This is a genomic window from Citrobacter sp. Cf118, assembly GCF_030334095.1.
GTDB lineage: Bacteria > Pseudomonadota > Gammaproteobacteria > Enterobacterales > Enterobacteriaceae > Citrobacter > Citrobacter freundii.
The window spans coordinates 108,978-128,361 of sequence record NZ_JAOWES010000062.1; the positions used below are offsets into that span (position 1 = coordinate 108,978).

The window sequence follows — 19,384 nt, forward strand, 5'->3', positions numbered from 1 at the left end:
GCGTTAGCGCCATCCGGCACAACGCTATACTAATGCCCCATAAATGGTCAGCAATGCAATAATCACCACCACCACAAACGAGGTCTTCTTCGCCATCGAAACAGCCGCTTTTGGCGTTTCGACTTTATCGGTATGAGGTTCGCGCGCCAGCGAGAACTGCGCCAGACGCGTAAGCACCTGATATTGCGAAGTATGCAGATCAGCAAGCGACGCAAACCAGGCTGGCAACGCCTTCTCGCCGTGTCCTAACAGCGCATAGACCACGCCCGCCAGACGCACCGGGATCCAGTCCAGCACATGCAGGATCGCATCAATACCCGATTGCAGACGCTGGTGCGGTGTCTGATAGCGCGCCAGCCAGGACTGCCAGGCACGTAAAAAGGCATAACCAACCAGCGTCACAGGTCCCCACGGGCCACCGACAATCAGCCAGAATAACGGCGCCAGGTAAAAGCGAAAGTTGTTCCATAACAGCGCGTTCTGCAGTTCACGCAGGAACTCACGCTCGTCACAGTCCGGCGGAACACCATGGATAAGCGTCAGCTCGCTGGCCATCGCCTCACGAGCGTGAGCATCATCGCGAGCAGCCGCGTTCAGGTAAGCGTGATAGTGAAGGCGTGCCTTGCCTGCGCCGATGCACAGCAAGCCAATTAAGATCCACGCCACCAGCAACGGAACGTTAAACAGCAGCCCATGAAGTGCGCGCAGTAGCAGAAACGTCACTCCCATCGCAATAAGAGTCATGCCTACCGTACGCATCATCGAGAAATGCTTAATCCGGCGGAAAAAAGCTTCAACCCGGTGATCAAGCTGCCAGTGCTCACCCAGCTTAAACAGGCGTTCAACAATCAACACCAGTAATGTTGTAAACAGCGTCATGTCATCTCCTTGTGCGACGAGGGGGTGACCAGGGCGCGAAACCTTGCCCAGTCAAATGAGGGCCCGGGATCGGTCTTACGCTCGGGCGCAATATTGCAATGTCCTGTCATATTGTTAGCAATAGCCGGATAACGCGTAATCAGGGCATTGGTCACGGCTGCTAGTTGCTGGTACTGCGCGTCGGTATAGGCCAGCGTATCCGTCCCTTCCAGCTCAATACCAATTGAGAAATCATTACAGCGTTCACGGCCCTGATAGCTCGAGACGCCGGCATGCCAGGCGCGTTTATCAAAGGGGACATACTGCACGATTTCACCATCACGGCGAATTAAACAATGGGCCGAAACGCGCAAATGGGCGATTCCGGCAAAATAAGGATGGGCGTTGGGATCAATCGTGCCGGTAAACAGCGCGTCTATCCACGGGCCGCCAAACTCGCCGGGCGGCAGGCTGATATTATGCACCACCAGCAGAGAAGGGTTTTCGTCATCCGGGCGGCAATCGTAATGCGGAGAGGGAACGCGTCGCGCCTCTGCCAGCCAGCCCTCGTCTAACAACATGCAGAATCTCCTTATTGGTGGTGCTCATATCAGGTTCAGGGTAGCATGTTTCCACCTTATGATTCGTTAGCAATTTGGAGTTTTATCATGCCGCCTCGCCGCTATAACCCTGACTACCGACGTGACGCGCTGTTGGAACGCATAAATCTCGATATCCCTGCCGCTGTCGCTCAGGCGCTGCGTGAAGATTTAGGCGGAGAAGTTGATGCCAATAACGATATCACCGCACAGCTTTTACCCGAAGACATGCGCTCCCACGCTACCGTAATTACCCGCGAAGATGGCGTTTTTTGTGGGAAACGTTGGGTGGAAGAGGTCTTTATTCAACTGGCTGGCGATGATGTAAACATCACCTGGCATGTCGAAGATGGCGACAGCATTAAGGCTAATCAGCCACTGTTTGAACTGGACGGCCCTTCCCGCGTGTTACTGACCGGTGAACGTACCGCGCTTAATTTTGTGCAGACGCTTTCAGGTGTAGCAAGCGAGGTGCGTAAATACGTCGACCTGTTAGCTGGGACCAAGACCCAACTGCTGGATACGCGTAAAACCCTGCCAGGACTGCGTACCGCGCTAAAATACGCCGTATTGTGCGGCGGCGGGGCGAATCATCGTTTGGGGCTGTCCGACGCTTTCCTGATTAAAGAAAACCACATTATTGCTTCCGGCTCGGTACGTCAGGCCGTAGAAAAAGCATTCTGGTTGCACCCGGATGTGCCGGTTGAAGTCGAAGTAGAAAGCCTGGATGAGCTGGACGACGCGCTGAAAGTCGGGGCCGACATCATCATGCTCGATAACTTCGAAACCGACCAAATGCGCGAAGCGGTAAAACGCACCAACGGCCAGGCGCGTCTGGAAGTCTCGGGCAATGTCACCCATGAAACGCTGCGCGAATTTGCCGAAACCGGCGTGGATTTCATCTCTGTTGGCGCGCTGACCAAACATGTTCGCGCACTCGATCTCTCCATGCGTTTTCGCTAATTGCTGATTGTATTGCCCGATGGTGCTTCGCTTATCGGGCATCCTACACAGGTTTATTCTGTAAGCCGGATACGGCATCTACGCCACCATCCGGCAGTTTCTTCGAGCCTCTTAGCAAATACATTGTCTGATTCTGTAATTTCGTAAAAGTCCTCGGAATCCGCCTTCCCATTCTGTTTTTTGTCTCTCGCCGTCCTCCCGTCGGTTTGCCAAAGTAGCGCCAGCAAACTCAAGGAGTGAACAATGAACAAGCAACGAGGCTTTACGCTTATCGAACTCATGGTGGTGATTGGCATTATTGCCATTCTTAGCGCCATCGGTATTCCGGCATATCAAAACTATCTGCGCAAGGCCGCGCTGACAGACATGCTGCAAACCTTTGTCCCCTATCGCACAGCGGTTGAGCTCTGTGCACTGGAGCATGGAGGAACAGATACCTGCGATGCCGGAACGAATGGTATTCCCACGCCAACAACTACCCGTTACGTCTCAGCCATGAGCATTGAAAAAGGCGTTGTCAGCCTTAGTGGGCAGGAAAGCCTGAACGGGTTAAGCATCACCATGACGCCGGCTTGGGACAATGCCAACGGCATTACCGGTTGGAACCGTAACTGCATCATCCAGAACGACAGCGCATTGCAGCAGGCCTGTGAAGATGTTTTCCGCTTCGATACCCACTAAGGAACAGAGATGAATACCACCCAGCTTACAGCGCTATGCCAACGTTATCAGGGAATATTACTGGATGCAGACAATGAAGTGGTGCATATCGCCGTCGTAGACGCCCCATCACACGAACTGCTGGATGCACTGCATTTTGCCACCACCCGGCGCATCGACATTGTCTGCTGGACACGTCAGCAAATGGAAGGCCACACGCATACACCGCAGAAAATGCTCCCTGCAGTAGTCACAAAAAGCAGCGCCAGCGCAGCAGACTTGCTGAATCAGACGTTTCATTCCGCTCTGGAGAAACGGGCTTCTGATATTCATTTTGAGCCAGCGGAAAATCACTATCGGATCAGATTACGTGTGGATGGAGTACTCCACGCTTTACCGGAAGTCACGACCGAGATGGGCATTGCCATCACCGCGAGGTTAAAAGTATTAGGCAGTCTGGATATTGCCGAGCATAGGCTTCCACAAGACGGACAATTTACCGTTGAGATTTCAGGAGAACCTATCTCGTTTCGCATCGCCACCCTGCCCTGTCGCTACGGCGAAAAAGTCGTGTTGCGGCTACTTCATCAGGTCGATCAGTCACTGGAGATCGCCGAACTGGGAATGCAGGACGCGCAACTGGCCGCATTTTCGCAAGCCTTGCAGCAGCCTCAGGGGCTGATTCTGGTTACCGGGCCTACCGGAAGCGGTAAAACGATCACACTGTACAGTGCGCTGCAAACCCGAAACACCCCAGATGTAAATCTCTGTAGCGTGGAAGATCCGGTAGAGATCCCGATCGCAGGCCTCAACCAGACGCAAATTCACCCACGCGCCGGTTTGACTTTTCAGGGAGTCTTACGTGCTCTGTTGCGCCAGGATCCCGACATTATCATGGTGGGTGAAATCCGCGATGGAGAAACAGCAGAAATAGCCCTTAAAGCCGCACAAACCGGTCATCTGGTTCTTTCTACGCTGCATACCAATTCCACCAGTGAAACGCTGGTGCGTCTGCAACAAATGGGGGTCGCACGCTGGATGATCGCCTCCGCGCTGACGCTCGTCATTGCACAGCGGTTGGTCAGAAAGTTGTGCCCCCATTGCCGACAACGTCAGAGTACGCCTATCACACTCCCGAAAGCTGTCTGGCCTACACCACTACCGAATTGGCAGGCCCCTGGCTGCAAACATTGTTATCACGGATTTTATGGCCGTGCGGCATTGTTTGAAGTACTCCCTGTTACTCCGGCATTACGTCAGAGTATTGCCAGTGGCCCCCCCGTAGACGGAGTGGAACCTGATGCTCAGCTATCAGGGAGAACGCTTTTCGAGAATGGCTGTCAGGCCGTCGAGCAAGGATTAACGACATTTGAAGAGCTGATTCGTGTACTGGGCATGCCTCATGTCCGCTAAACAGCTTTGGCGCTGGCAAGGCATTAACAACAAAGGTAAATCGCTGGAAGGTACACTATGGGCCGATACCCGACCGTCATTAATGCTGGCTCTTGAGAAACAACAGATTACGCCGCTACGCATTAAGCGTATGCGTGTCAAAACCTCGCACTGGAGCCGTACAAGAAGTGCCGAAACCATACACCAGTTGGCGACATTGCTAAAAGCAGGGTTAACGCTCTCAACAGGGCTAGCTCTGCTTGCTGAACAGCATCCCAGCAGTCAATGGCAGGCGCTACTGCGTACGCTGGCTTACGATATGGAACAGGGCATTACCCTCTCCACCTCACTATCACAATGGCAACACGTTTTTCCGCCCCTTTACCAGGCAATGATCCGCACCGGAGAGCTTACGGGTAAGCTGGACGACTGCTGTTTTGAACTCGCCTACCAGCAAAAGAAACAACAGCAACTTGCTGATAAAGTTAAAAAAGCCCTGCGTTATCCGCTTATCATCATCACAATGGCGGTGTTGGTCGTATTTGCGATGTTGCAGTTTGTACTCCCTGAATTTGCCGCCATCTACCAGACATTCAACACCCCGCTACCGGCCCTCACTCAGTGGATTATTACCATCGCACACTATAGCAGCCAATGGGGATGGCTGGCGGTAGCACTTGGCCTGGTAGCGGTTGCGGCACATCATTTGATAAATCAGAAACCGTACTGGCTCGTTCTGCGCCAGAAATTGCTGCTCAGCCTCCCGGTCATAGGGCCGATGGTGAGAGGGCAAAAGCTCACGCAGATCTTCACCGTTCTGGCGTTAACGCAAAATGCGGGCATTCCCTTTTTGCAGGGTCTTGAGAGCGTTACCGAAACGCTGGCTAACCCTTTCTGGTCGCAGCGTTTAGCGCTGGTTCAGCACGACATTAGCGCCGGAAAGCCGGTCTGGTTAGCGCTTAAAAATAGCGGTGAATTCAGCCCATTGTGCATACAGCTGGTCCGAACAGGTGAAGCTTCCGGCTCGCTGGATGCAATGCTGCGCAATCTCGCGCATCACCATGGCGAGAAAACCCTGGCTCAAGCTGAGAATTTGGCTGCATTACTTGAGCCTGCGTTGCTGGTCATTACGGGGCTTATCATCGGTACGCTGGTTGTCGCGATGTATTTACCGATTTTCCATTTGGGAGATGCGATGAGCGGAGTGGGATAAATTCAAATGCCGGATGGCGACGTAACGCCATCCGGCATTTCACAGAACGACCTGTTTTACAGGCTATTGAATACGCGGTTCTCTTGTTCCTGTACACGAATAAACGTTGTACGTTTGGTCAGCTCTTTCAGACGGGATGCGCCTACATAGGTGCAAGCAGAACGCAAACCGCCGAGAATATCGCGAGCGGTATTATCAACCGGGCCGCGCAGTGGCAGCTTGACGGTTTTACCTTCTGCAGCGCGGTACTGTGCAACACCACCAACGTGACGCGTCATGGCTGATTCTGAGCTCATACCGTAGAACAGCATGAATTTCTCACCGTTTTCTTCAACAATTTTGCCGCCGCTTTCTTCGTGACCGGCCAACATACCGCCGAGCATAACGAAGTCTGCGCCGCCGCCAAACGCTTTTGCAACGTCACCCGGCATTGTGCAACCGCCGTCGCTGACAATCATGCCGCCCAGACCGTGGGCTGCATCGGCACATTCAATAACCGCAGAAAGCTGTGGATAGCCAACGCCGGTTTTTACACGCGTGGTACATACAGAACCCGGGCCAATACCTACTTTGACAATATCAGCACCGGAGAGCACCAGCTCTTCACACATTTCACCGGTGACCACATTGCCCGCACAAATCGTTTTTGTCGGCCATGCTTCACGCGCTTTCGACACAAACTGAACAAAATGCTCTGAGTAGCCATTTGCCACATCAATGCAGATAAAATTCAGCGCTGGGTTGAGCGCCAGAATCTGTTTGGTTTTTTCGAAGTCTGCGTCAGACGTGCCGGTTGAAACCATTACGTGTTTGAGTACATCGGCAGAAGTCTCTGCGATGAAGGCGGCCCAGTCTTCAACAGAATAGTGTTTGTGCACAGCGGTCAGGATGTCGAAGGATGCCAGCGCCGTTGCCATGGCAAACGTCCCGACAGTGTCCATGTTCGCGGCAATAATAGGTACACCGGACCAGGTCTGACCTGAATGCTTAAAGGTAAATTGACGTTCCAGCTCAACATCGGAACGGCTTTTAAGAGTAGAACGCTTAGGGCGGATAAGAACGTCTTTGAAACCTAACTTCAGATCTTCTTCGATACGCATGTGCGGATTCCTGGGGTTAATGGCGAAAAATCGAAACTCACAACTCCAGTGACGCTATCATACGCACTAATCAATGCCGCGCAAGACTGCGAAATTCTCTTTTTTTACGCTACAATCCCATAAATTTACCTGGCGAATAGTAGGTTAATCCTGCAACAGCCTCGCCTTCGCACGCTTAACTTTTAACTGTTTGATAATCAAACTTAAACTCCAGGATCGGCATCTATGAGGTATACGGTAGCCTTAACCGGCGGCATTGGCAGTGGTAAAAGCACCGTTGCAAATGCGTTCGCTGACCTCGGAATAAACATCATTGATGCAGATATTATTGCGCGCCAGGTGGTTGAACCCGGCACACTTGCTCTTAAGGCGATCGAAGAACATTTTGGTTCCGAGGTTATCGCCGCAGACGGATCGTTGCAGCGGCGCATTTTACGCGAACGCATTTTTTCCGCCCCAGAGGAGAAAAGCTGGCTGAATGCCCTGCTCCATCCGCTTATTCAGCAGGAAACGCAGCGCCAGTTTCAGCAAGCGACCTCACCTTACCTGTTATGGGTTGTCCCTTTGCTGGTGGAAAATTCGCTGTATAAAAAAGCCGACCGCGTACTCGTGGTGGATGTCACGCCCGAAACCCAGCTCAGACGCACCATGCAGCGTGATGACGTCACACGTGAGCATGTTGAACAAATTCTTGCTGCCCAGGCAACGCGTGAAGCGCGGCTGGCCGTGGCAGACGATGTTATTGATAATAATGGCGCACCGGAAGCCATCGCCTCGGATGTCGCCCGCCTGCACGCGCTCTATTTGCAATGCGCGTCGCAGTTTGTCTCACAGGAAAAACCGTAATGCACACCCAGGTCCTTTTTGAACACCCTCTCAATGAGAAGATGCGTACATGGCTGCGCATTGAGTTTTTAATCCAACAGCTCTCCGTTAATTTACCCATTGCTGACCATGCCGGCGCTCTGCATTTTTTCCGCAATATCGGAGATTTACTGGATGTATTTGAACGCGGCGAAGTCCGTACCGAACTCCTCAAAGAACTGGAGCGACAGCAGCGTAAACTCCAGGCCTGGGTCGAAGTTCCCGGCGTCGATCAAAGCAGAATCGACTCTTTGCGCCAGCAGTTAAAAAGTGCAGGCAGCATTCTGATTTCTGCCCCGCGTATTGGACAGACGCTGCGCGAAGATCGTCTGATTGGTCTCGTACGTCAACGTTTAAGTATTCCTGGCGGGTGCTGCAGTTTCGATCTGCCGACTCTGCATATCTGGTTACACCTGGCGCAATCGTATCGTGACGCGCAGGTTGAAACCTGGCTTGCCAGCCTGAATCCGCTCAATCAAGCGCTGTCGCTGGTGCTGGATTTAATTCGCAACTCAGCGCCGTTTCGTAAGCAAACCAGCCTGAATGGTTTTTATCAGGACAACGGCGAAGATGCAGATCTGCTGCGCTTGCAGCTGCCGCTAGATTCGCAGCTTTATCCGCAAATTTCTGGTCATAAGAGCCGTTTTGCCATCCGCTTTATGCCGCTGGATAGCGAGAATGGTCAGGTGCCTGAGCGCCTCGATTTTGAACTGGCGTGCTGTTAAGGAGTCAACATGTCTGAACAAACCATCGTCAACTGCCCAACCTGTGGCAAACCTGTAGTATGGGCTGAAGTCAGTCCGTTTCGCCCATTCTGCAGCAAGCGCTGCCAGTTAATCGATCTGGGAGAGTGGGCTGCAGAAGAGAAACGCATCCCAAGCTCAGGCGATCTGTCGGAAAGCGACGACTGGAGTGAGGAGCAGAAGTAATTGTGCTAATACGTAGGGCGGGCAAGCGTAGCACCCCCGCCATAATTTGCCGGATGGCGGTGTTGCCTTATCCGGCCTACGAACACCATTATCCAGTAATCAGCTTTTCAATGACCGGTGCATTCGCCGGCGGGAAATCTTCCGCATTCAGAGCATATTGCGCAATCCACTGCGCCGGTTGCCCCTCTTTTCCCCACGGCTCGCCTTCCCAACTTTCAACCAGCCAGAACCACAGAGTGATATGCCTGTCCGGAAACTGATACTCCAACTTTTCGAACAATGAACTTTTAGTCGGCGTGATCCCTACTTCTTCCTGTAGTTCGCGAATCAGCGCCTGCTCCGGCGTTTCGCCCGCTTCAATTTTCCCGCCGGGGAACTCCAGCTTATTGGCCATGTGGGCATCAGCCGCACGCTGGGTGATAAAAATTTCATTGTGCTGATTACGAATAATCCCGACGGCGATCTGCAATATTTTCATTTTCATCGTCCATAAAAAAGGCGCAGAAGTCTGCGCCTTTTCAATAAGTTATTTTCTTAGCTCAGACGGCCATGACACTGTTTGTATTTCTTGCCGGAACCGCAAGGACACGGATCGTTACGACCCACTTTACGATCGCCGGTTTGTGCCGCCAGCTCTTCTGCCGCAGCAGAATCATCACCTTTATGGCTCAACTGCTGCATCTGCGCTAAACGCTCAGCTTCTTCGCGACGCTGCTGCTCCATCGCTTCTACTTCTTCAGGCATACGCACCTGAACTTTGCTCAGAGTGCTGATCACTTCGTACTTCAGTGATTCCAGCATTGATGCAAACATAGAGAAGGATTCACGCTTGTATTCCTGCTTCGGATCTTTTTGCGCGTAACCACGCAGGTGGATACCCTGACGCAGGTAATCCATCGCCGCCAGGTGCTCTTTCCACAAAGAGTCGAGCGTTTGCAGCATCACGCCTTTTTCGAAGTGACGCATCATCTCCGCGCCCACAACTTCTTCTTTGCGCTGATAAACTTCTACTGCGTTTGCCAGAATACGTTCGCGCAGCGTTTCTTCGTGCAGCTCAGGTTCTTTATCCAGCCACTCTGAAATCGGCATATCCAGCTCGAAGTCGTTTTTCAGGCGCTCCTGCAGACCCGGAATATCCCACATTTCTTCCAGAGACTGCGGTGGAATATAGGCATCAATCGTCGCTTTGAAGACGTCTTCGCGAATGCTGTTAATGGTTTCGCTAACATCAGTTACGTCCAGCAGTTCGTTACGCTGGGTGTAGATAGCACGACGCTGGTCGTTGGCAACATCATCATATTCCAGCAACTGCTTACGAATATCGAAGTTGCGGCTTTCCACTTTACGCTGCGCGTTAGCAATTGCTTTGGTCACCCATGGGTGTTCAATGGCTTCACCAGGCTTCATACCCAGTTTACGCATCATGCCGGACACGCGGTCAGAGGCAAAAATACGCATCAGCGCATCTTCCATCGACAAATAGAAACGAGAAGAACCCGCATCCCCCTGACGACCCGAACGACCACGCAGCTGGTTATCGATACGACGAGATTCGTGACGCTCAGTACCGATAATATGCAAACCACCAGCAGCTAACACCGCGTCGTGGCGAACCTGCCACTCGGCTTTGATCTGCGCGATTTGTTCCGGAGTTGGGTTTTCCAGCTCGGCAACTTCTGCCTGCCAGCTACCGCCCAGCACGATATCGGTACCACGACCCGCCATGTTAGTAGCGATTGTCACGGCAGACGGGTAACCCGCCTGTGCGACGATATCCGCTTCGCTGGCATGGAACTTGGCGTTCAGAACGTTATGTTTGATGCCTGCCTTGGTCAGCTCGTTAGAGACTACTTCAGATTTTTCAATGGAGATAGTACCCACCAGCACCGGCTGGCCATTTGCAGTACGCTCTTTAATATCTTCAATGATCGCCTGAATTTTTTCCGCTTCGGTCATGTACACCAGATCCGGTAAATCCTTACGGATCATCGGACGGTTAGTTGGTACAACTACGGTATCCAGCTTGTAGATGGAGCTAAATTCAAAGGCTTCGGTATCTGCTGTACCGGTCATACCGGCCAGTTTTTCGTACAAACGGAAGTAGTTCTGGAAGGTAATAGATGCCAGCGTCTGGTTCTCGTTCTGGATCTCTACGCCTTCTTTAGCTTCAACAGCCTGGTGCAGACCATCAGACCAGCGACGCCCCTGCATGGTACGGCCGGTGTGTTCATCAACGATGATAACTTCGCCGTCTTTCACGATGTAGTCAACATCGCGGGTAAACAGCACGTGCGCACGCAGTGCGGCAGTCACGTGGTGCATCAGCATAATGTTGCCTGGAGAGTACAGAGACTCGCCCTCATCCATAATGCCTTCGTTAACCAACAACTCTTCAATCAGTACCAGACCACGTTCGGTCAGGTTAACCTGGCGCGCTTTCTCATCAACAGAGAAGTGGCCTTCCCCCTGGAACGTGTCGGAATCTTCCTTCTCCTGACGGATCAGGTGTGGGATGATTTTGTTCACTTTTTTATACATTTCCGAGCTGTCTTCAGCCGGGCCGGAAATGATCAGCGGCGTACGCGCTTCATCGATCAGGATGGAGTCAACTTCATCGACCAGCGCATAGTGCAGTTTACGTTGAACACGCTCTTCCGGACTAAACGCCATGTTGTCGCGCAGGTAGTCAAAGCCGTATTCGTTGTTGGTACCGTAAGTAATATCGGCGTTGTAGGCTTCACGCTTGGCTGGCGCTGGCAGGCCAGACATGTTGATACCAACGGTCATGCCGAGGAATTCAAACAGCGGGCGGTTATTTTCGGCATCACGCTGAGCCAGGTAGTCGTTCACGGTAACCACGTGCACGCCCTTCCCGCTTAATGCGTTCAGGTAGGCTGGCAGCGTCGCGGTCAGGGTTTTACCTTCACCAGTACGCATTTCCGCGATGCAGCGATCGTTAAGCACCATACCACCCAACAGCTGAACATCGAAGTGGCGCATACCGAACACGCGTTTACTCGCTTCACGCACCACTGCGAACGCTTCCGGGATCAGGCTCTCAACGCTGGCACCTTTTTCCAGACGGGCGCGGAATTCAGCGGTCTTCGCTTTCAGTTCATCATCGGAGAGTTTTTCCATCTCCGGTTCCATTGCGTTGATGACATTGACCACTTTACGCATACGACGCAGCGTACGCTCATTCCGGCTACCGAATACTTTGGTTAATAATTTGATTAGCATAATAAAATCTCAAACGCCCCGCGATGCGGAGTCAAAAATTATAAGTTGGAAGGTTCTTTTTTAGCTGAGGCGTTGAGGACCAGCGCGGATACCCTGCAGCTGGCTGATCCAGACCGGAACGCTAAACGCGGCCTGAGAAGTAAAGTGGGCGTATGTCACGCGACTTACTGTCGCGGGCGGAGTGCCTTCTTGCGTCAGCATCGCGCTGAGCGTATTCAGTAACGCAAGATGGTGCGCCTGGATTGGCAACGGCTCTTCGGCAACAGGCAACGCCTGAGGCGCCATGGCAAAAGAAAGATGGCGGATAACCGTACGAATGGCATGTTGATGCCAGTAATCGACGGTAAAATTTGGGCGGCGATTAGTCGCTTCCAGCAAAGCAAGCTGGCTAAAGTTAACTTTAGCGGATTGATCGTGATTGCTGGCAGTCGCCTTCGCGGGGGGATTGGGTTCAGCAGCATTACCGAGCGCGGGCAGGCCAAAACTCGCCGCGACCATCCCCAACAGGAGATGCGGCCAGAAGTACCGTCTGCCTAACTGTCGCCAACGCGTCAGTATTCCACTCACGTTTTTGCCACCTGATATACCCTGCGTTTGGGGTTACGAATGCAAAACATTTTTTTTGCGCACGAATCTTATCATTAAAGCGTACGCTCCACAGCAGTAATGACAACCGGCCATGGGTAAATATGCTCAAGAAAGCAGCGATCGCACACTATTTTAACCTAGTGGCAGGGAAATATTTGCGTTGGAAAAGGCTGCGTTAATGAGTACATAAAAAAACGACTGGTTCACCTGGCCGGAGAGAGTGCCAGATTTACCAGTCGAATTTATACGACAGCGTATGTCGTTATGCCAGTACGGTCGAAGGTGCTTTGAACGCCAGAGGCAGTTCTGCATCGTCCTGGAAGGTCACATATTCCCAGGCTTCCTGTTTTGCCAGGACCGCCTGCAACAGTTTGTTATTCAATGCATGACCGGATTTATACGCGGTGAATGCACCAATAATGTTGTGACCACACATGAACAAGTCACCAATCGCGTCGAGCATTTTGTGACGAACGAATTCGTCTTCAAAACGCAGACCGTCTTCGTTCAATACGCGATAATCGTCAACAACGATGGCACAATCGAAGCTGCCGCCCAAGGCCAGGCCACGGGACTGCAGATATTCGATATCACGCATGAAGCCGAAAGTACGCGCACGGCTGATCTGGCGCATGAACGCATCTGCAGAGAAGTTCATCGCGTAGCGCTGCGTGCTGGCATCAATCGCTGGATGGTTAAAGTCGATGGTAAAATCCAACGAGAAACCATTAAACGGTTTGAATTCAGCCCACTTATCGCCATCTTCGACACGAACGGTCTCTTTGATGCGAACAAATTTCTTAGCGCTGTTCAGTTCTTCAATACCCGCATCAAGCAGCAGGTATACGAACGGAGCAGCACTACCATCCATGATCGGGATTTCCGGGGCGTTAACTTCAATAACAATGTTATCGATACCTAAGCCCGCCAGAGCAGCATTCAGGTGCTCTACGGTTGAAATCCGCACATCATGCTCATTGACCAGACACGTACAGAGCATGGTATCACGCACAGATTTGGCATCGGCCGGGAAATCTACCGGAGGATTCAAGTCGGTGCGACGATAGATGACCCCGGTGTTGGCCGGCGCAGGGCGTAGCGTCAGCGTGACTTTTTTGCCGGTATGTAAACCGACGCCAGTCGCCTGAACGATACGTTTAAGTGTCCTTTGTTTGATCATCGTATAATCTCGCCAAATTAACTATCCAACCGAAGTGTACTATACATTCGGCGGGCCAGTTTAGCACAAAGAGCGCAGATTCCCAAATTCCAGCTAATTCTTAATCAGCTTGCTTACGCAGGAATGCAGGGATATCCAGATAATCCGGCTCTTTAGTGGTTTGCGGCGTATTGTCGTTAACCACTTTCGCTACCGGCTTCTGTTCTTGCGTCAACGGCGCCATGCCGTGTTGCTGGTAACGATCCATTACCGGCTGCTGTACCTGCTTGTTGGTTACCAGAGTGATTTCAGGACGCTTGTCCATACCAATTCCAGTCGCAACAACGGTCACACGCAGTTCGTCGTTCATATCCGGGTCCAGAGAGGTACCGATTACCACGGTCGCGTTATCCGATGCAAAGGCACGGATGGTGTTACCCACGGTTTCGAACTCATCCAGACGCAGGTCGAAGCCCGCAGTAATGTTGACCAGCACGCCGCGTGCGCCGGACAGATCGATGTCTTCCAGCAGCGGAGAAGAGATAGCCATTTCAGCCGCTTCTTCTGCACGGTCTTCACCGCTCGCCACGCCAGAACCCATCATCGCGTAGCCCATTTCGGACATCACGGTGCGCACGTCTGCAAAGTCGACGTTCATCAGGCCCGGACGAGTAATCAGTTCAGCAATACCCTGAACTGCGCCTTTCAGTACGTCGTTCGCTGCGCCAAACGCATCCAGCAGGGAGATACCGCGACCCAGTACTTTCAGCAGTTTGTCATTCGGAATAGTAATTAGAGAGTCCACATGTTTGGACAGCTCGGTGATACCCTGCTCCGCGAATGCCATACGCTTCTTGCCTTCAAAGTTGAAAGGCTTAGTCACGACAGCAACGGTCAGAATACCTAAATCTTTTGCTACTTCAGCAACCACTGGCGCTGCACCGGTACCGGTACCGCCGCCCATGCCTGCTGCGATAAACACCATGTCTGCCCCGTCAAGCGCTGCACGCAGAGCTTCACGATCTTCGTCTGCCGCATTACGGCCGACTTCCGGGTTCGCACCCGCGCCCAGACCTTTGGTGATGCCGCTACCAATCTGAATGGTCTGTCCAACCGCCGTTTTACGCAACGCCTGAGCGTCGGTATTCACCGCGAAGAATTCAACACCTTCGATGCGCTCACGCACCATGTGTTCAACGGCATTACCGCCACCGCCGCCGACGCCGATGACTTTAATCACCGCGTCATTGGTAAGTTCCATAGGTTCAAACATAGTTTCTCTCTCCGTTGTGCCTGTCGCCTGAGACCGTTAATGTGCGATGGTCTCTTTAAAAATTAAAACTCTTTTCGCAGCCAGCTATTGAGTCGTTTGATCCACGAGCCAACTGATGCCGTTACGCGTTTTTCTACTTCAGCCTCACCACTCAAATGGGATTCTTTTCCGTAGTGAAGCAGCCCCACTGCCGTTGAATAATACGGCTCCTGAGCATAATCCGTCAGACCAGTGATATTCAGCGGCGCGCCAATACGTACTTGCGTATGGAACACGCGCTGTGCGCAGGCCGCCAGACCTTCAATTTGCGCAGCACCACCGGTTAACACAATCCCCGCCGCCAGATGATGTTTCACACCCTGCTGGCGAAGCTGTTCTTGTAATTGCAAAATTTCTTCGTTGACCAGGTTGAGCAGCTCGGTATAACGCGGCTCAATGACTTCTGCCAGGGTCTGACGTTGCAGGCTGCGCGGTGGACGACCACCTACGCTTGGCACTTCAACGCTTTCGTCTTTACCCACGATGGACCCCAGCGCACAGCCATGGCGCACTTTAATGGCTTCAGCATCGCTCGGCGGCGTACCAAAGGCATACGCGATATCACTGGTCACTACATTCCCTGCATAAGGGATAACTTTAGTGTGGCGCAACGCCCCGCCAGTATAAACGGCGATGTCCATTGTACCACCACCAATATCCACCACGCAGACACCCAGCTCACGTTCATCTTCCGTCAACACGGAATAACTGGCTGCCAACCCGGCAAAAATCAGTTGGTCAACTTTCAGACCACAACGTTCAACAGCTTTGACAATGTTCTTCGCCATGTCGTTGTGGCAGGTAATAAGGTGGACTTTTGCCTGCATACGTACGCCGGAAAGACCTACCGGATTTTTAATGCCTTCCTGGTAGTCAATGGCGTATTCCTGCGGAATAACGTGCAGAACACGATGTTCGTCGCGAACGCGTACGGATTTTGCCGTATGTACCACGTTTTCCACATCTTCCTGCGTCACTTCCTCTTCGGAAATGGGCACCATACCAATTTCATTTTGACAGCTAATATGTTTACCGGAAAGTGCCAGATACACCGAGGAAATCTGGCAATCTGCCATCAGTTCAGCCTGGTCAATGGCGCGCTGTACGCACTTCACCACTGACTCAAGGTCATTCACCCCGCCTTTATCCATACCTCGCGATGGGCAACTGCCCACGCCAATGATATTGACCATACCGTCGGGCAGAACTTCCCCTACTAAAGCGGCTACCTTCGCGGTGCCAATCTCCAGTCCAACTACCAGTTTTCTGTCCGTCGCCTTGATCATTGTTGTTCTGCCTGTGCCTGATTCTGTTGCTGATTAGATTCCTCAGGAGGCAAGGGAACCCAGCCTACTGCCGCTCCTGAGTCATAACGCAAATCAACGTAGCTAATCCGTTTGCCATCGGTTTGCGCCTGCTGCTGTAAAACCGGGTAGAGTTCCACAAAGCGAGCCAAACGTTTTATCGTATCGCCCCTGCCCAGATTGAGCTTAATATCGTTATTCAGCGTCAACTGCCAGGAACGACGAGCGGTCATCGCCGCTTCCTTCAGGGTGAATCTATCCTTAGCCAGCACCTGCCCCATATCACGGAACCCTTGCAACACTTCACTTGCGCTGCCTTCCGGTCCGTACAACATAGGTAATACCTGCTTATTGGCCCGACCGGTTGGGACGCTGAACGTATTGCCTTCGGCATCCACCATATGCTGGTCATTCCAACGCGCAATGGGCACATATTCAACCAGATGAATCTTCAATTCATCGGGCCATTGCTTTCTGACGCTCGCCTGTTTAATCCAGGGGAGACGTTCAATTTGACTCTGAATGATGTTCACATCCTGAGTCATAAAGGTTCCCGGAGCGCCCAGAGCCAGAATGGACTGACGAATATCGTCATTGCGCGTGTAATGCCGTTCGCCGGTTAACACCAGCTTTGACAATGGCAACCGCTGCGCATCTTCCATCCACCCCAACACTACCCAGCCGCTGACAAACACGGTGCACAGCACTGTCAGCAGGAACAGTATTCCTGCAAGACGCGTTCCATTATTGCGGCGTGAGGAGTTTACTTCTTCTTCATCACCGTTTCGCGTGTTCAGCGCAGCCTGCGACATATCAGTCCGCCAACTCCAGAATTCTTACCACCAACTGCGAGAAGCTCAGGCCAGCCTGACGTGCCGCCATCGGCACCAGGCTGTGGCTGGTCATACCCGGAGAGGTATTCGCTTCCAGCAGATAAAACTGGCCATCGCTGTCCAGCATGACGTCAATGCGCCCCCAACCTTTACAGCCCAATGCGGTCCATGCTTTCAGGACTAATTCCTGCAAACGGGCCTCTTGTTCAGCTTCCAGACCTGCAGGGCAGAAATATTGTGTCTCATCAGAGAGATACTTCGCCTCATAATCATAGAAGGTTCCCGCGGGTTGGATACGTATTGACGGTAAAATTTCTTCACCAAGTATCGCAACTGTAAATTCCGGGCCACTGAGCCATTTTTCGATCAGTACTTCTTCATCATGCTGAAAAGCCAATGCTAATGCACCCTGCAAAGCATTTTCTTCTTCAACTTTTGACATCCCTACGCTGGAGCCTTCACGGCTTGGCTTCACAATCAGCGGCAAACCTAACGCAGAGATTTTTGTAACCGCTTCATCGCTAAGACCTTTTTCGAACTCAGAGCGGGTCAATGCAACCCAGGGCGCGACGGGTAAACCTGCGCCCTGCCACAGCAGCTTGCTGCGCAGTTTGTCCATCGAAATTGCGGACGCCATGACGCCGCTGCCGGTATATGGCAGGCCAATTTGCTCCAGCATGCCCTGCAACGTGCCATCTTCCCCGCCACGACCGTGCAGCGCAATAAACACCTTCTGAAAACCCATAGATTTCAGAAGAGTGACATCAATATCTTTAGGGTCAACCGGATGGGCATCGACACCACCTTCGCGTAACCCTGCCAGTACGGCCGCACCGGAATTCAGCGAAACTTCACGCTCTGCGGAGGTTCCTCCTAACAGGACCGCGATTTTATCAGCCATGTTGTTCTTCCTCCGGGTTTTGCGGCTTCAGTTTGATTTCAGCTAAGGAACGCGCGATTTTGCCGATATTTCCAGCGCCCTGCACCAAAATCAGATCATTGCCGGTTAATACCGGCGCCAGCATGTCTGCCACCTGAGCCGGATCGGATACCAGAATCGGGTCGATCTTACCGCGACCACGGATCGTACGGCACAGCGAACGGCTGTCAGCCCCCGGAATCGCGGCTTCACCCGCGGCGTATACATCCAGCATCAACAGCGCATCGACCTGAGTCAGCACGTTGGCAAAGTCGTCATACAGATCGCGTGTACGCGTAAAGCGGTGCGGCTGGAACAGCATTACCAGATTTTTGTCCGGCCAGCCCGCGCGTGCAGCTTTAATCGTGGCATCCACTTCCGTTGGGTGATGACCATAATCATCAACCAGCATCGCCGTCCCGGTTTTACCGTTTACCGGCTCAAGCGGAAATTCGCCGAGGAAGTCAAAACGGCGTCCGGTGCCCTGGAAACTTTCCAGCGCGCGCAGAATTGCGTCGTCTTCAATGCCTTCTTCTGTTGCAACTGCCACCGCCGCCGCCGCGTTCAGCGCATTGTGGCGGCCCGGTGCGTTCAATGTCACACGTAAATCGGCCATCCCCTGACGCAGCAGCGTGAAGTGCCCTTGTGGACCAATCTGCTGGTAATCTTCAACGCGCACATCAGCATCATCGCTGAAACCATAGGTTGTGGTTTGACGACCGACCCGCGGCAACAACTCGCGGATCACCGGATCGTCAACGCACATCACCGCACGACCATAAAACGGTAAGTTATGCAGGAAATTAATAAACGTCTGCTTTAAATTTTCGAAGTCGCCATGGTAGGTATCCATATGATCGGCTTCGATATTGGTAACAATCGCCACCATCGGCTGCAAATGTAGGAACGACGCATCGCTCTCATCTGCCTCCGCAATTAAATAACGGCTATGACCCAGACGCGCATGGACGCCTGCAGCCTTCACCAGACCGCCGTTGACAAACGTCGGATCCAGCCCCGCTTCCGCGTAGATACTGGAGACCATCGCTGTGGTCGTGGTTTTACCGTGCGTCCCGGCAATGGCGATACCGTGACGAAAACGCATTAATTCAGCCAACATTTCAGCACGACGGATCACCGGAATACGTGCTTCATGCGCCGCAACAATTTCCGGGTTATCCGCAGAAATGGCGCTGGATACCACCACCACGCTCGCATCACGCACGTTTTCCGGGCGATGGTTGAAGAAAATCGTGGCGCCCAGATTCGTCAACTGCTGAGTCACCGGATTCGGCGCCAGGTCAGAGCCGCTGATCTGATAACCTTCGTTGGCCAAAACTTCGGCAATACCGCCCATACCAGCACCACCGATGCCGACAAAGTGAATGTGCCGAACGCGACGCATTTCGGGCACTATGGAACGCAGTTTTGCCAGTTGTTGTGTATTCATT

Annotated in this window: 19 protein-coding genes; 7 read left to right on the top strand and 12 right to left on the bottom strand. The window is 52.5% G+C overall.

Features of this window, described 5'->3' with window-relative positions; translation table 11 throughout:
• Positions 1–24 precede the first annotated feature (24 nt).
• Entirely contained in the window at positions 25–879 is an 855-nt protein-coding gene (gene ampE / locus OGX67_RS05350; RefSeq protein ID WP_003018711.1) for a beta-lactamase regulator AmpE, read from the bottom strand.
• Positions 876–1,439, bottom strand: a complete 564-nt coding sequence (ampD, locus tag OGX67_RS05355; RefSeq protein ID WP_003018719.1) for a 1,6-anhydro-N-acetylmuramyl-L-alanine amidase AmpD — start codon at positions 1,437–1,439, stop codon at positions 876–878. Before ampD ends, ampE begins: the two co-directional genes overlap by 4 nt.
• Before the next feature lie 87 nt (positions 1,440–1,526).
• On the opposite strand from ampD, the gene nadC reads away from it, so the two are divergent.
• The 4 genes from nadC (at position 1,527) to hofC (ending at position 5,685) form a co-directional block, all read left to right on the top strand.
• Entirely contained in the window at positions 1,527–2,420 is an 894-nt protein-coding gene (nadC, locus tag OGX67_RS05360) for a carboxylating nicotinate-nucleotide diphosphorylase (protein ID WP_257651232.1), read from the top strand.
• A gap of 243 nt (positions 2,421–2,663) precedes the next feature.
• Positions 2,664–3,101, top strand: coding sequence for a prepilin peptidase-dependent pilin (gene ppdD, locus OGX67_RS05365; RefSeq protein WP_003018724.1), 438 nt, complete (start codon positions 2,664–2,666; stop codon positions 3,099–3,101).
• A gap of 9 nt (positions 3,102–3,110) precedes the next feature.
• Positions 3,111–4,493 (top strand): type II secretion system protein GspE, encoded by a 1,383-nt coding sequence (gspE, locus tag OGX67_RS05370; protein WP_257651233.1) that lies wholly within the window; start codon positions 3,111–3,113, stop codon positions 4,491–4,493.
• Positions 4,483–5,685: a protein transport protein HofC gene (hofC, locus tag OGX67_RS05375; protein WP_032948529.1), complete on the top strand. Its 1,203-nt coding sequence runs from the start codon at positions 4,483–4,485 to the stop codon at positions 5,683–5,685. Before gspE ends, hofC begins: the two co-directional genes overlap by 11 nt.
• Before the next feature lie 56 nt (positions 5,686–5,741).
• Here hofC and OGX67_RS05380 read toward each other — a convergent pair whose 3' ends face one another.
• Positions 5,742–6,785 carry a GMP reductase gene (locus OGX67_RS05380; RefSeq protein ID WP_003018732.1) on the bottom strand — a complete coding sequence of 348 codons (1,044 nt, stop codon included), beginning with the start codon at positions 6,783–6,785 and terminating at the stop codon, positions 5,742–5,744.
• A gap of 225 nt (positions 6,786–7,010) precedes the next feature.
• Here OGX67_RS05380 and coaE point away from each other — a divergent pair, with 225 nt between their 5' ends.
• The 3 genes from coaE to yacG are packed head-to-tail and all read left to right on the top strand — an operon-like array spanning position 7,011 to position 8,578.
• Entirely contained in the window at positions 7,011–7,631 is a 621-nt protein-coding gene (coaE, locus tag OGX67_RS05385; protein WP_016149556.1) for a dephospho-CoA kinase, read from the top strand.
• A complete protein-coding gene (gene zapD, locus OGX67_RS05390; protein WP_003837445.1) occupies positions 7,631–8,374 on the top strand; it encodes a cell division protein ZapD in 744 nt (247 codons plus the stop codon). The genes coaE and zapD overlap by 1 nt, the downstream gene beginning before the upstream one ends.
• A 9-nt stretch (positions 8,375–8,383) precedes the next feature.
• On the top strand, positions 8,384–8,578 hold the full coding sequence (gene yacG / locus OGX67_RS05395; RefSeq protein ID WP_003018740.1) for a DNA gyrase inhibitor YacG: 195 nt from the start codon (positions 8,384–8,386) through the stop codon (positions 8,576–8,578).
• Between the two features lie 88 nt (positions 8,579–8,666).
• Here the strand turns inward: yacG and mutT are convergent, their stop codons facing one another.
• From mutT to murC, 9 genes are all read right to left on the bottom strand, one after another.
• Positions 8,667–9,056, bottom strand: a complete 390-nt coding sequence (mutT, locus tag OGX67_RS05400) for an 8-oxo-dGTP diphosphatase MutT (protein WP_032950785.1) — start codon at positions 9,054–9,056, stop codon at positions 8,667–8,669.
• Between the two features lie 56 nt (positions 9,057–9,112).
• Positions 9,113–11,818, bottom strand: coding sequence for a preprotein translocase subunit SecA (gene secA, locus OGX67_RS05405; protein WP_071696596.1), 2,706 nt, complete (start codon positions 11,816–11,818; stop codon positions 9,113–9,115).
• 60 nt (positions 11,819–11,878) lie between these two features.
• On the bottom strand, positions 11,879–12,385 hold the full coding sequence (gene secM, locus OGX67_RS05410) for a secA translation cis-regulator SecM (protein ID WP_071696595.1): 507 nt from the start codon (positions 12,383–12,385) through the stop codon (positions 11,879–11,881).
• Positions 12,386–12,668: 283 nt separating this feature from the next.
• Positions 12,669–13,586, bottom strand: a complete 918-nt coding sequence (gene lpxC, locus OGX67_RS05415) for a UDP-3-O-acyl-N-acetylglucosamine deacetylase (RefSeq protein ID WP_003018750.1) — start codon at positions 13,584–13,586, stop codon at positions 12,669–12,671.
• A gap of 100 nt (positions 13,587–13,686) precedes the next feature.
• Complete coding sequence (ftsZ, locus tag OGX67_RS05420) at positions 13,687–14,838, bottom strand: cell division protein FtsZ (RefSeq protein ID WP_003018753.1); 1,152 nt, start codon at positions 14,836–14,838, stop codon at positions 13,687–13,689.
• Positions 14,839–14,900: 62 nt separating this feature from the next.
• Positions 14,901–16,163 (bottom strand): cell division protein FtsA, encoded by a 1,263-nt coding sequence (gene ftsA, locus OGX67_RS05425; RefSeq protein WP_003018755.1) that lies wholly within the window; start codon positions 16,161–16,163, stop codon positions 14,901–14,903.
• The gene (gene ftsQ / locus OGX67_RS05430) at positions 16,160–16,993 is read right to left on the bottom strand and encodes a cell division protein FtsQ (protein ID WP_003018758.1); all 834 of its coding nucleotides are present in this window, start codon (positions 16,991–16,993) and stop codon (positions 16,160–16,162) included. Before ftsQ ends, ftsA begins: the two co-directional genes overlap by 4 nt.
• A gap of 1 nt (position 16,994) precedes the next feature.
• Positions 16,995–17,915: a D-alanine--D-alanine ligase gene (locus OGX67_RS05435; protein ID WP_003018760.1), complete on the bottom strand. Its 921-nt coding sequence runs from the start codon at positions 17,913–17,915 to the stop codon at positions 16,995–16,997.
• Positions 17,908–19,383 (bottom strand): UDP-N-acetylmuramate--L-alanine ligase, encoded by a 1,476-nt coding sequence (gene murC / locus OGX67_RS05440; protein WP_048236139.1) that lies wholly within the window; start codon positions 19,381–19,383, stop codon positions 17,908–17,910. Before murC ends, OGX67_RS05435 begins: the two co-directional genes overlap by 8 nt.
• Position 19,384 lies beyond the last annotated feature (1 nt).

Coding starts and splice junctions, on each gene's coding strand:
- ampE (WP_003018711.1), bottom strand. CDS start 879: ATGACGCTGTTTACAACATTACTGGTGTTGATTGTTGAACGCCTGTTT.
- ampD (WP_003018719.1), bottom strand. CDS start 1,439: ATGTTGTTAGACGAGGGCTGGCTGGCAGAGGCGCGACGCGTTCCCTCT.
- nadC (WP_257651232.1), top strand. CDS start 1,527: ATGCCGCCTCGCCGCTATAACCCTGACTACCGACGTGACGCGCTGTTG.
- ppdD (WP_003018724.1), top strand. CDS start 2,664: ATGAACAAGCAACGAGGCTTTACGCTTATCGAACTCATGGTGGTGATT.
- gspE (WP_257651233.1), top strand. CDS start 3,111: ATGAATACCACCCAGCTTACAGCGCTATGCCAACGTTATCAGGGAATA.
- hofC (WP_032948529.1), top strand. CDS start 4,483: ATGTCCGCTAAACAGCTTTGGCGCTGGCAAGGCATTAACAACAAAGGT.
- OGX67_RS05380 (WP_003018732.1), bottom strand. CDS start 6,785: ATGCGTATCGAAGAAGATCTGAAGTTAGGTTTCAAAGACGTTCTTATC.
- coaE (WP_016149556.1), top strand. CDS start 7,011: ATGAGGTATACGGTAGCCTTAACCGGCGGCATTGGCAGTGGTAAAAGC.
- zapD (WP_003837445.1), top strand. CDS start 7,631: ATGCACACCCAGGTCCTTTTTGAACACCCTCTCAATGAGAAGATGCGT.
- yacG (WP_003018740.1), top strand. CDS start 8,384: ATGTCTGAACAAACCATCGTCAACTGCCCAACCTGTGGCAAACCTGTA.
- mutT (WP_032950785.1), bottom strand. CDS start 9,056: ATGAAAATATTGCAGATCGCCGTCGGGATTATTCGTAATCAGCACAAT.
- secA (WP_071696596.1), bottom strand. CDS start 11,818: ATGCTAATCAAATTATTAACCAAAGTATTCGGTAGCCGGAATGAGCGT.
- lpxC (WP_003018750.1), bottom strand. CDS start 13,586: ATGATCAAACAAAGGACACTTAAACGTATCGTTCAGGCGACTGGCGTC.
- ftsZ (WP_003018753.1), bottom strand. CDS start 14,838: ATGTTTGAACCTATGGAACTTACCAATGACGCGGTGATTAAAGTCATC.
- ftsA (WP_003018755.1), bottom strand. CDS start 16,163: ATGATCAAGGCGACGGACAGAAAACTGGTAGTTGGACTGGAGATTGGC.
- ftsQ (WP_003018758.1), bottom strand. CDS start 16,993: ATGTCGCAGGCTGCGCTGAACACGCGAAACGGTGATGAAGAAGAAGTA.
- OGX67_RS05435 (WP_003018760.1), bottom strand. CDS start 17,915: ATGGCTGATAAAATCGCGGTCCTGTTAGGAGGAACCTCCGCAGAGCGT.
- murC (WP_048236139.1), bottom strand. CDS start 19,383: ATGAATACACAACAACTGGCAAAACTGCGTTCCATAGTGCCCGAAATG.